General features: G+C 44.5%; 8 protein-coding genes. 4 read left to right on the top strand and 4 right to left on the bottom strand.

What is annotated here, in order from left to right; translation table 11 throughout:
• The first annotated feature begins 5 nt into the window (after positions 1–5).
• From C7475_RS15765 to C7475_RS15755, 3 genes are all read left to right on the top strand, one after another.
• On the top strand, positions 6–1,376 hold the full coding sequence (locus tag C7475_RS15765; protein ID WP_110054349.1) for an aldehyde dehydrogenase family protein: 1,371 nt from the start codon (positions 6–8) through the stop codon (positions 1,374–1,376).
• Positions 1,377–1,587: 211 nt separating this feature from the next.
• On the top strand, positions 1,588–3,321 hold the full coding sequence (locus tag C7475_RS15760) for a lipopolysaccharide assembly protein LapB (RefSeq protein ID WP_110054348.1): 1,734 nt from the start codon (positions 1,588–1,590) through the stop codon (positions 3,319–3,321).
• Between the two features lie 303 nt (positions 3,322–3,624).
• Complete coding sequence (locus tag C7475_RS15755) at positions 3,625–4,389, top strand: AraC family transcriptional regulator (protein ID WP_233259872.1); 765 nt, start codon at positions 3,625–3,627, stop codon at positions 4,387–4,389.
• On the opposite strand, the gene C7475_RS15750 is transcribed toward C7475_RS15755, so the two are convergent.
• Positions 4,390–5,718 carry a hypothetical protein gene (locus C7475_RS15750; RefSeq protein ID WP_146217562.1) on the bottom strand — a complete coding sequence of 443 codons (1,329 nt, stop codon included), beginning with the start codon at positions 5,716–5,718 and terminating at the stop codon, positions 4,390–4,392. It lies immediately after the preceding gene.
• Between the two features lie 306 nt (positions 5,719–6,024).
• A complete protein-coding gene (locus C7475_RS15745; protein ID WP_110054345.1) occupies positions 6,025–8,148 on the bottom strand; it encodes a hypothetical protein in 2,124 nt (707 codons plus the stop codon).
• A 315-nt stretch (positions 8,149–8,463) separates the two neighbouring features.
• On the opposite strand from C7475_RS15745, the gene C7475_RS15740 reads away from it, so the two are divergent.
• Positions 8,464–10,212 carry an MOSC and FAD-binding oxidoreductase domain-containing protein gene (locus tag C7475_RS15740; protein ID WP_110054344.1) on the top strand — a complete coding sequence of 583 codons (1,749 nt, stop codon included), beginning with the start codon at positions 8,464–8,466 and terminating at the stop codon, positions 10,210–10,212.
• 30 nt (positions 10,213–10,242) lie between these two features.
• On the opposite strand, the gene C7475_RS15735 is transcribed toward C7475_RS15740, so the two are convergent.
• Positions 10,243–11,133 carry an AraC family transcriptional regulator gene (locus C7475_RS15735; protein WP_110054343.1) on the bottom strand — a complete coding sequence of 297 codons (891 nt, stop codon included), beginning with the start codon at positions 11,131–11,133 and terminating at the stop codon, positions 10,243–10,245.
• Between the two features lie 59 nt (positions 11,134–11,192).
• The gene (locus C7475_RS15730; RefSeq protein WP_110054342.1) at positions 11,193–12,011 is read right to left on the bottom strand and encodes an SDR family NAD(P)-dependent oxidoreductase; all 819 of its coding nucleotides are present in this window, start codon (positions 12,009–12,011) and stop codon (positions 11,193–11,195) included.
• Positions 12,012–12,126 lie beyond the last annotated feature (115 nt).

Below are 12,126 nucleotides of genomic sequence, written 5' to 3'. Positions count from 1 at the left end.
ACAATATGAGTTTCCTCACTATAAATCCAGCGACAGGAGATGTCTTAAAAGAATTCCCTTTGCAAACAGACCAGGAGGTAATGGCCGCGCTGGACACTGCGAACAAACGTTTTCATGAAGACTGGAAGTTAAGGCCGCTTGCCGAGCGCATTAAAGTTGTGGCGCAGGCTGGCAACATTTTACGTAAAAAAAGGGAAGAATTTGCCCATTTAGCCACGCTGGAAATGGGAAAGATATCCCGGTTCAGCTACGTTGAAGTGGACCTGGTGATCGATATTTTCGACTATTATGTAAAGAATGCAGAGACGATGCTGGCTCCTCATGTTATCCGGGAGGAACAGGAAGCGGTCATCGTATCTGAGCCTTTGGGCGTAATCCTGGCAATCGAGCCCTGGAACTTCCCTTATTACCAACTGGCCCGTGTGGCAGTGCCGCAATTGATTGCCGGTAATGTTGTGCTCATGAAACATGCTGAAAATGTTCCCCAATGTGCACTTGCATTTGCCAGCTTGTTTGAAGAAGCAGGAGCTCCGGAGGGAGTTTATACTAATTTGTTCTGCAGCATAGCGCAAATAGGGATGTTGATCGATGACTTCAGGGTACGGGGTGTGGCGTTAACCGGCAGTGAACGCGCAGGCACGTCAGTTGGAGAACGGGCAGGACGTAACCTTAAAAAGGTGATCCTGGAACTTGGTGGCAGCGACCCTGCGCTGGTCCTTGCGCGTGCTTCTCTTGAATTTACCGCAGACCAGATCCTCATGGGACGTACTTACAACTCAGGACAGGGCTGTGTGAATATTAAACGTGTTATTGTTGTAGGTAAAGAACGCGGTGAGAAAATGCTTGCCCTGTTAACTGAACGATTCAATAATATTAAAGTGGGTGATCCTACTGATAATACAACCACACTGGGACCATTGGTCAGTGAACGGGCCCTGAACGGTTTACTAAAACAGATCGAGGACGCAAAGCTGGCAGGTGGAAAGATCGTCACCGGCGGCAAACGTGTAAACCGCCCCGGTTTTTATCTGGAACCCACAATTATTACAAATATTAACAAAGACAATCCCCTGTATAAACAGGAAGCCTTTGGCCCTGTGTTGTCTTTCTATATTGTAAACACAGAAGAAGAAGCGATACATCTTGCAAATGATATCGACTACGGCCTGGGAGCTTATATATTTGATACGGATACTGAGCATGCCAAACAGGTTGCAGCGCGTATAGAATCAGGAATGGTCTATATCAATTCCTGTTTTACCGATGCGCCGCATCTGCCATTTGGGGGCGTTAAAAACTCAGGATTCGGGAGGGAGCTATCAGCACTTGGTATCGGAGAATTTTTGAACCGCAAGCTGGTACGTGTCGCTCATTGATGTGGCCAGCTATTATAATTTAAACATTAGTATTAAAGAAACGAGGCGTCTCAAAAGGTTGAGACACCTCGTTTCTTTAATTTTATATACCTTCCCCATATTGCTACCGGCTTTTTGTATCTTAGTATAGCTGAGATACCCATTCATCAGCAATGCCTACCACGTTCCACAACAATCATGAAAGAAATTAATAAATTAAAAGATTACCCCAATGAAAAAGCACTTTTTACTATTCATCCCCTTTCTTTTTCTCTTTGCATGCAAAAACAGCAGTAAGACAAAAGAGAAAGAATCATCTGAAAAAAAGGCGGAAGCTATCCGTTGCTACACATCAAAAGTAACCGACAAGGAATGGTATACTTCAGGTAAGAAGGCGCCAAAATTCGACGGCCTAAAAGGAATTGATTTCAATATTTCAACAAGCAATAAAGAAGCCCAGGAATATTTTAACCAGGGAATGATGCTTGCTTATGGCTTTAACCATGCCGAAGCTGCGAGATCGTTCTATGAAGCCACCCGGTTGGATTCTACCTGTGCAATGGCTTATTGGGGGTATGCCTATGTGCTGGGACCTAACTATAATGCAGGCATGGAAGACGATAATTATCAGCTTGCCTATAAAGCTGCTGTTAAGGCGGAATCGCTTTCTAAAAAATCAACACAAAAGGAAATCGCACTTATTAAAGCCCTGACTTCCCGGTATGCACCTAAACCTCCGGCTGACAGGAAACCACTGGATATTGCGTATGCCGCGGCCATGAAAAAGGTATATGATCAGTTTTCCACCGACCCTGACATTGGAGCGCTTTATGCTGAATCACTGATGGATGTTCATCCGTGGGACCTGTATGATAAGAAAACCAAAAAGCCACATGACTGGACGGTGGAATTGCTTGCTGTATTAAACCATCTGATGAAAATTAACCCGAACCATCCGGGGGCTCATCATTTTTATATACATGCTTTAGAAGCATCTGCTACGCCCGAAAAAGCACTGGCAAGCGCCAAATTACTAGAGACATTGGTACCCGGAGCAGGACATCTGCTACACATGCCTTCACATATTTACATTAACACCGGCGACTATCATCTGGGCTCACTTTCAAATATACTGGCAGTGAATGCGGATAGCAGTTACACTACCGCATGCCATGCGCAAGGTGCTTATCCCCTCGCCTATTATCCACACAATTATCATTTCCTGGCAGCTACCGCCACACTTGAAGGCAATTCGCAGCTGGCATGGAGTACAGCAAAGCAACTGCAACAACATACTGCAACAGATGTTATGCCTTTGCCTGGATGGGGAACGTTGCAACATTATTATACAATACCCTACTACATTGCAGTAAAGTTTGCGATGTGGGATACTATACTTTCCCTTCCTGCGCCACCTAAAGATCTTGTGTATCCGCAGGCAGTGTGGCACTATGCAAGGACTATGGCTTTCTTAGGAAAGAACGACCCGCCTCAGGCCCAAAAAGAGTTGGCTAACCTGAGAGAGCTGTCTGCCGACACAACACTTCAACATCTAACTATCTGGGATATTAATACAACTGCCGACCTTGTGCAGATCGCAGTAAAAGTATCGTCCGCCAATTTAGCTGCAAAGCAAAATCAACTGGATACGTCCATTTCTCTGCTTAAGGACGCTGTAGCCCTTGAAGACAATCTCAACTATAATGAACCTCCCGATTGGTTCTTTTCTGTCAGGCATTATCTAGGAGCTGTACTTCTTAAAGCGGGAAAATATAACGAGGCGGAAAAAGTCTATCGTCAGGACCTGCAAACATGGAAAAAAAATGGCTGGGGCCTGATCGGATTATACAACTCGTTAGCACTTCAGAAAAAAGGCGATGAAGCACAGAAGGTTAAATCTGCCTTTGATGATTCATGGCAATATGCGGATGTAAAGATCGCATCGTCTTCCAGTATTATTAACTGACGCGAAACCGGTGTTTCGATATTAACCGGCACTGCACGTCTTATAAACAGTGTTGATGATATTAATTCGCTCGCCAAGCATTACCCCGGAAAGCGAATTAATATCATCAACATAGCTATAAAGTAAAAACATCTGAGCTAAAAAGAACAGCCCCTAAAACTCAGAATACCATAACTTTATACTATGAGATATACAAGGGTCCCCACCGAATTGATACACGCCCCTTATTTCAACAGGGCATTGACGATAAACGGCCTTTCAGTAGTTGAGTCATGTACACATATACAAGGTACGAAGGGGTCAATGTTCCTGGAAGAACATTTACTTCTTTACGTTGCACAGGGCCAGAATAACATCACTCATGGGAAAGAAGTTTATCCGATAAGGCAGAATGAAATGCTGCTGATGAGAAAGAATTCTTTGCTTCAATATGATAAATCAGTTAATCTCGAACAGAATTCAACTTATTCCAGTGTTCTCTTTTTCCTGAAAGATGAATTCATACAGGACTTTATTCGCATTGCCAACATAAAAGACGTTAGCAGCACTGAGCCTGCAATAATTTCAGCCAAGCCTGTGGGTGAACGGATGAAGCGATTTTTCGAGTCGGTCGTTCCGTACTTTGGTGAACCGGATAATGTGGATGAAGGCTTATTAAGAATAAAGATGCTGGAGTTACTTTATGATGTTGCAGCTACGGATAAAAATCTTTTACAACAGTTGTTGCAGATGAAGAAGCCCGTAAAAACTGAGCTGGCTGATATTGTAGAAGAAAACTTCACCAACCCGATCACTATAGAGCAATTGGCTTATTTGTCGGGTCGCAGCCTTGCAAGCTTTAAACGTGACTTTAATAACATGTATAACATGTCTCCATCGGAATGGATCCGTGTTAAACGATTGAACAAAGCAAAGGATGCACTTGAGAACACCGACCTCTCTGTACTTGACGTGTGTTATATGGTAGGCTTTGAAAACCCTTCACATTTCTCCCGGATCTTTAAAGAACATTTTGGCTATGCACCAAGTACTGTCCGGCAAGCAGACGTGGGCAATAAAGCTGAATAGTTATTGAAATGGTAATGGTCTTACGAAATTCCTGTAGTAGTCTACATCCACCTCTATCAGGTCGTTGGCGGCTTTGTATTCCGGGTATTCCTTATTAGACGCATATCTTACTGCTTTCATGAACTGGTCTACATAGGCCTGGTTCTTTTTAGCAGGCGTCTTTGCCTGATCAATGATATCAGAATTGGAAAGCATGGTCGTTTCAAGGTATAAGATCTTGTCCCTTTTCCTGCTTGTATAAAATCCCAGGAAGCAATGGTTATGTGTCATGACCATCACGGTCGATATATTGATGGCCCTCAACAAAGAGGCAAAGACTACCGTACCATCAACACAATTCGCCTGATTTGTTTTCATTGAATTATCGAATGTCCGTACCGCCTGGCTGAGCATAATATTGGTGCTATTAGTGGATGTTGTTGTAACGCTGCTATATTGAAAACCTCTATCATGCAACACCTTCCATATTGCAGCTACCTGTAGTATTGTATTTACATCATCGCCCTGGTATCCGCTCACTGAGGATATCAACTTTGTGTTCAAGGCTTCTTTTAATATCTTATCTATCTCCGGATGTTGTTCCTGAATAAAGGCAGTGAATAAAAAGTCGAACTTCTGTTCGTGATAGCGGTAAATGCAATCATTGACGCTTCGCATAAATAAGGGCATTGACTTTTCGGCTTTATTGCCATCTTCATCAAATACCCTGAACATTATATTAATAGGAGAACTTGAAACCTGTTTTGCAAGGGTTGATATATTCCATGGAATGTTAGGCATAAAATATACTTCCTGTCCTGCCTGTTGCGACATAAAATCACCGCTTACTTTGTCGAAATAAGATTTGTCGACACTTTCAATTTCCCATCTTACAGGGATGTAGGATTTATCACTAAGAAACCTGAACCCCAGTGCACTACTTTTAACGGAGTTCATGAACGGGTTATCTATGTTTCCGGTGTAATTCGCCATGCTGATCACCATGGAAGGAAATATCTGTCCATCGAAATATGCAACGGGCTCCCATCTGAAATTAGTGAAGTCGCCCTTTTTATATTTCGGTTTTGTGACCTGATCGGCAGGTACTGATGGCGCCGGGGTACTGCTGTTCACCACCTTTACATTTTTATTAAACTGCTCGGTGGTCCTTTTGGTGGCGTCTATAAAACTGTTCAGGCTTCGCATTGTTTCTGCTCCGGACCTTAGTATATCGTTGGCATTTTTAAGTGTTTTGGGGAGTTGCGCAGAAAGACCTAAGGAAACAGTTAGCATAAGGGTGAGCATGAGATATTGCTTAAACCCCATCCGGCGGATGTTATTGATTTGCATCTTCATAATTTTTAAAGGAGGTACTGGCTGTGCTTTTGGTGCTACAATAAGATACAGGACTTTGTATATCGAGGTATTAGATGTATTGATTTCGGGGCTTATCCAATCGATTCTTTCATTGTGGTGTGCGACTCGAGTATCTGCCTTCGGCAAAGTTAGATCATATTTCTATTAAACAGGTTAATGATCTGTTAATCAACCAGTAGTACAGGAGGCGACCAGGAATAATTTCAATCGATCGATATTAAAAAAAAAGAAAGTCTTCAACGTTATGCTGAAGACTTTCCTTTGTTCTTATAACAATATCTATTCCGGTTCCGCGATCCCAAGAAAGATCACTACGCCATCTCCGCCCGGATTATCCTTAACATCTATGAACGCCGAGGGCTTCCAGTTATTCATACACCACAGATTACCTGCGCCGTCTATATTTGTAGAGGTAAGTCTCATGATCGGCTGATAGGATCTCATACGAGTGGGCTCGTGTTTTACGCCAGGAGGTTGCGGTTTGGGTTGTGTGCCATAAAGAGGATGCCCATTTGCCAGCATTACTTCTGATCCGCCTGTCGGAACAGTCATGAGTTGTGCGGACTCGGGATTAGATGCATCGCGTATCATGGTCACTCCAAAGGGGCCTTTTATGTCCAGGGTATTATCGTTTGCGGCATCTTTGTCAGGCCCGAAGTTGGCCAGGAAGACAGTCTGCTTTTTATCGATCTTCACACCCCACGGAGCGTAGGTGTTTATATTGTAATAACCTTTAATTGTTGAAAGATCGTTACTTAATATAGTCGCCCGGCTACTGGCAACACCTACTACCACCACATCTCCTTCACCGTTTATAGCTACCTGGCGGAGTGATTCAAAGCCATACTGTTTGTTGATGTCACTGTAAAAATTGCTGTACCAGGCTCCTTTCACGACCAGCTTATTACCCTCCATCGCAACTTTATATACTGCCGAAAGCGCACATTTCTCAATGTCTTTATCATAATTCCCGATACAAGAAACGTAAGCATTTCCCTTATTATCAGGAATTACATCGAAGATCTTAAGATAAGGCGTTCTTAAAGGCACCGGATCGGCATCCGAAGATCTTTTAACCGGAAACTCATCACAGATGAGCATACTTTCTACAGTTGGTTCACCATTTAAATACACCACTACTGCACTGGGCTCACTAGTAAAAGGATAAACCCCGGTTGGCGCAGGAGCAAATGGGTCCTGGCATCCGACAGAGGCCATCCAGAGATTACCGGATGCGTCATATTCCATTCCCTGTACACGAGAGAGGCCCGGAGTAAAACCGTTCGAAGGACTTACAGGCTTTCCATCTTTGTAATAGAAGCGCGAAATACTTCCCTCCTGGGGGTTGTTCAATTCAGGCCCCCAACCAAAGTTGCCAAATGTGATATATTCTTTTTTCGGGTCTATTGATGCCCCAAATCCCACACCTAACAATCCGCCACCCTGTACAGGAGAAAAGCTTGCCGGGGTAGCGTTATACTTATACACGACACAATGTGTCCCCGAAAGATTAGAACCTGCCCTGAAGTTATTGGCAACCCAGGCGTTATCGTCTGCATCGAACACGACAAAAGCGGCGCCGCTTGGTATGAAGTTCTTTGATCCGGATGAGTTGCTCTTCAAGGTAAGTGTCCATTGATCGGGCGCTTTTGCATCATCAGGAACATTCTTCATGGAGATCAGGGAATCTGTATAGACCTCTTCTCTACCTACCAGCATCTGATAAATATTACCAGCGTTTGTGAAAGGGTCGTACAACATGTTCCTTACGGCACCGAGGAAGCTGGTATTGGGCGTATTCTTTTCGTGCCACGCGTAATTAAGGAACTGGTCATAGAAAGTTATGCCGGAATCAGTTAAAGGATTTGTAACACAATAATAAAACAGGTTACACAAGGAGTTAAACATCGGGTAACTGTTCGTTTCAAATCCATTGGGAGAATTTTTGATCATATCAGCAACACCGCCTGCCGTCAGATAAATATTCTGCTTCATGCCGTAAGCAATCTTCATATTGCGCTCCGTGCCTGCCATTGTTACCAAGCCGTCGCTTTCAACAACCGTCATTCGCGCAAATGTATAGATAGACGCTATGGATGATTCCGGACAAACTACCACCTCTTCATTAACTGCAGGTAAATAGAATGTAGCCAATAAATTAAGAGGATGTCCGTTTACCGTATAGGATTGACCGTTAATTGTATAATCCTGTATAAAGACGGTTACTGCAAAATATTGCGATCCATCTTCCGGCAGGTCAACACTGAAGGTATTTCCCTGGAATGGTGCTCTGCCAGCAGCAGTAGCAGCATATCCATTAACAATGCCCCGGACTTCATAGGTGCCGGACGTGATTACAATGTCTTTGACATTCACACTAAATTGAACAGCTTTGTTTGCCATGGTGAGTGGTTAATAGTTATTAGGAGTTTATAATAGCGTAACATTTAATGCAGTCACATGAGAAAAGCGAAGGGGGTAAAATAGGGTACTTCGCAGTTAAATATATAATTAAATTTTTGATTTTGTCAATTGCTCTATAGCCTCTTACTTAACTATTTTTTAAATTATATTTGTTTGCGGTCTTCTTCTTTTTTTTAAACTATGCAACAGACTTTCAATACGATTGTTAATACAGTTATCGTAGCGATCCTGCCATGCAGGATGCTATAGGCCATACATAGAGCATATCTTCAACTGAGCACAACTAATTGCAGTATGAAACTTATATCGGTGAATGTTGGCCGGCCACGGGAGATCGAATGGCGGGGCCAGATGGTCAGGACCTCCGTTTACAAAACCCCGGTTTCCGGACGTATTTACGCAAGACGGATCAATCTTGACGGAGATGCACAAGCAGATCTTAAGGGACATGGCGGCGAGCATCGTGCCGTTTTCGTCTACCAGGCTGAATCATATCAGTACTGGCGGGAGACCCTGAAACGTGATGATTTTGTTTATGGACAATTCGGTGAAAACTTTACTGTTGACGGTTTAGAGATGGCTGACAATAAGGTTTGCATAGGTGACCGGTTCCGGATCGGGTCGGCTATCTTTGAGGTTACCCAGCCCAGGGTTACCTGCTGGAGGGTCGGCATCAGTACCGGTGTTCCGGAAATGCCGGCATTGCTTGTAACACACAAACGGCCGGGATTTTATTTCCGTGTGATCCAGGAAGGAGATGTGGGTGCAGGAGATGTGATAGAAAAGATTGCAGAGGGCAATGAGCGCATGAGCGTTGCGGAGATCGACGGGCTGCTTTATCTAAAGGACCATCCGGAAGATAAACTACAAAAGGCGTTAAGTATTACCGCACTCAGCGAGGGTTGGAAAGAGTCTCTCCGAAACTTGCTGGACGCAGCATTGAAAGGCGTGGTTAAAGGGAATGCCGGATTAAGTGGCCCACCTGCCGATGTTCCTGCCTGGACAGGCTTCCGGTCTTTCGTTGTACAACGTACACAGAAGGAATGCGAAGGTGTGCGGTCATTTGAACTCAGCCCTGTTGACGGAATCACATTGCCACCTTTTTTACCCGGACAGCATATCGCGGTCCGTATACACCCAAAAGACGGCGCTCCCCTTATCCGCATGTATTCCCTTTGCGGACCGGAGAACGCGGCCGGTTTACGTATTGCTGTAAAGCGGGAACTCAATGGCCCTGGCGGTATTTACCTGCATGAACAGGTGCATGAGGGCGATATGCTGGAGATCAGCGCGCCACGTGGTACTTTTACTTTGTCTGCAGCCGGCGGACCATTAGTACTCCTGAGTGCCGGCGTAGGTGTTACTCCCCTGTTAAGCATGCTGCATCATATAGCCCACCAGGCCCCTACCCGTGAGCTATGGTGGATACATTCCTGTAAGAACAGTGCTTATGAAGCATTCAGGGAAGAAATAAAAACACTTGAAACACAGTTGTCAGCGTTCCATCGTGTGATCATTTACAGTTCACCCAATGATACAGATCATGCCGGAGTTGACTATGATATTAAAGGGCATCTGAATCTACAGCAATTACAAGCGATGCAACTGCCGGTAGAAAGCGAATGTTACCTCTGCGGTCCGCCTGCATATCTTCATAATATCACAGCCGCATTGGAAGCCATCGGGATAGCCGGCGACAACATCAGGTCCGAGTTGTTCGGAAACTATCTGGACACGGCTACAGGAAATGGGAAAGCTCCTCACCTACCGGCAGATAATACCGGACAAGGCCCGCTCGTTACCTTCAGCAAGAGTAAAATATCTTTCAGGTGGGATCCCCGTTTTGGCAGTTTACTGGAAGCAGCAGAGGCGTGCGACGTCCCCGTGTCCTGGTCATGCCGTATGGGTGTTTGTCATCGCTGTGAAACAGGTGTGATCGATGGAGAGGTTAGTTATTCCCCGGAACCGCTTGATCCTCCTGCTGACGGAAATGTATTGCTCTGTTGCTCCGTTCCGGTAAGCCCGCTTGATCTCGATTTGTAATAGCTTTAGACGTCAGGTTTCTTTTATGCCTCAATTCACCAATCCCTTCTTAAACTGGACGGGACTGACACCTGTTTCCTTCTTAAAAAGCCTTGAGAAATAAGGCAGGTTTTCAAACCCGAGGTCATATGCTATTTCTGAAATACTCTGATCGTTGGTCTTAAGCCTGTTTTTGGCTTCATTCACCAGATAAATATGGATCAGCTCTATTGCTGTCTTACCGGTTTCCTGTTTCAGCATATCACTCAGGTAACGGGTTGACAAGTTAAGCTGTGTTGCCAGTGCATTAACACTTGGCAGTCCCTGGGTGAGCAGCAATCCATTTTCAAAATAGGCAGCTAAAGCCTCATTGAATTTAGATACCGTTTTGCCGGAGAGCTCTGTCCGGTTAATGAACTGGCGTTTATAAAACCGACGGGAATACTTCAGTATTGAATCAATATGCGTAAGTATAATGTCACGACTATACTCATCCGTATTGTTATGGTATTCTGTATCTATTTTACGATACAGGTCCCACATGATCTGTTCTTCTGACGGCGAAAGGTGCAGGGCTTCGTTCGTTTCATAATCGAAGAACGCATACTTACTGATCTCTGTATGCAGAAAGTGACCATGCAGAAAATCCTCGTGGATGAATATTATAAATGCATCCTCATCATATTCGACATTCTTAAACTCGATGATCTGCCTGGGCTTAATGAATATCATACTACCGCTATCATTGTCGTACTTAGTGCGGCCATACATGATGACCCCTGATTTCAGTTTTTTAAGCCCGATCATGTAAAAATCGGATGTAAACTCCCTATCACCGAGCCCACAGGTCTGTGTACATCTGTGGATGCTGAAAAGCGGATTCTCCGGCATCGGGAAACCGTTAAAACGATGTATATCTGCTAATTTCTTAAAATGCTGCATGACCATTGAATAAGGCAAATCTACGCCGAATAAGACGTAGATCTGCTAAAATAAAGATGTTACTTACCATGTGCGGCAGCCGATGCTTCGCTCCAACTATCCCATTCTGCATAACGCCCCTCGTAAACCTGCTTCACCCATTGATAAGCGTATTTGCCAAGAAATAAGCGCAGCGGAGGATTTTCACTATCGATCAACTGCAATACCGTGGATGCAGTCGCTTCGGGGATACCGAAAAGATCGTCGGTCATACCACCGAGGAAAGCGGCTTTCATTGCATCATACTCAGGCATTCCTTTGGTATGCGTGGCAGAAGCTCCTGCCCAGTCAGTTGCATAAGAATTCGGTTCGATCAGTGTAACATTGATACCAAATCCTTTCACCTCTGCTGCCAGCGTTTCACTCAAGCCTTCTACCGCAAATTTAGAAGCATTATATACACCCAGTACAGGAAACGAAATAAGGCCCACTACACTTGAAAGCTGGATGATATGTCCATGACCCTGTTCACGCATTACCGGCAATACCGCCTGTGTGAGCCATAACAGGCCGAAAAAATTGGTTTCCATCTGCTGACGCGCCTCCTCCTCGGTCGTCTCTTCTATGCTGCCAAATAAGCCATAACCTGCGTTATTGATCAATACATCTATGCCCCCGAAATGTTCTTTCGCTTTGCGGACAGCGGCAAAGCCTGCAGTGCGGTCGTTAACATCCAGTTGCAGTGGTAAGATATTGTCGCCATAGCGGCTTACCAGGTCATCCAACGTACGCAGGTCGCGCGCTGTTGCTATTACTTTATCGCCTCTCTGTAAGAGTGCTTCAGCCCATAATTTACCGAAACCGCGTGAAGCGCCAGTTATAAAAACTCTCTTTGCCATTGTTTACGTTTTTTGTTGAGGCAAAGCTAGAATGACGGTGGCAGAGCCATTTATACAGAAGTAGGGAACTTTGACACATTTCTCCCGGGATGCACAAATAACCTTACAACGGGAA

It is taken from the genome of Chitinophaga sp. S165 (assembly GCF_003182155.1).
GTDB lineage: Bacteria > Bacteroidota > Bacteroidia > Chitinophagales > Chitinophagaceae > Chitinophaga.
The sequence above is the reverse complement of the archived record's forward strand: the minus strand, read 5'-3'. Positions and strand labels throughout refer to the sequence as shown.

What these genes read in the sequence shown, in the direction of transcription:
- C7475_RS15765 (WP_110054349.1), top strand. Translation starts at nt 6, where the DNA reads ATGAGTTTCCTCACTATAAATCCAGCGACAGGAGATGTCTTAAAAGAA.
- C7475_RS15750 (WP_146217562.1), bottom strand. Translation starts at nt 5,718, where the DNA reads ATGCAAATCAATAACATCCGCCGGATGGGGTTTAAGCAATATCTCATG.
- C7475_RS15755 (WP_233259872.1), top strand. Translation starts at nt 3,625, where the DNA reads ATGTTCCTGGAAGAACATTTACTTCTTTACGTTGCACAGGGCCAGAAT.
- C7475_RS15760 (WP_110054348.1), top strand. Translation starts at nt 1,588, where the DNA reads ATGAAAAAGCACTTTTTACTATTCATCCCCTTTCTTTTTCTCTTTGCA.
- C7475_RS15740 (WP_110054344.1), top strand. Translation starts at nt 8,464, where the DNA reads ATGAAACTTATATCGGTGAATGTTGGCCGGCCACGGGAGATCGAATGG.
- C7475_RS15735 (WP_110054343.1), bottom strand. Translation starts at nt 11,133, where the DNA reads ATGCAGCATTTTAAGAAATTAGCAGATATACATCGTTTTAACGGTTTC.
- C7475_RS15730 (WP_110054342.1), bottom strand. Translation starts at nt 12,011, where the DNA reads ATGGCAAAGAGAGTTTTTATAACTGGCGCTTCACGCGGTTTCGGTAAA.
- C7475_RS15745 (WP_110054345.1), bottom strand. Translation starts at nt 8,148, where the DNA reads ATGGCAAACAAAGCTGTTCAATTTAGTGTGAATGTCAAAGACATTGTA.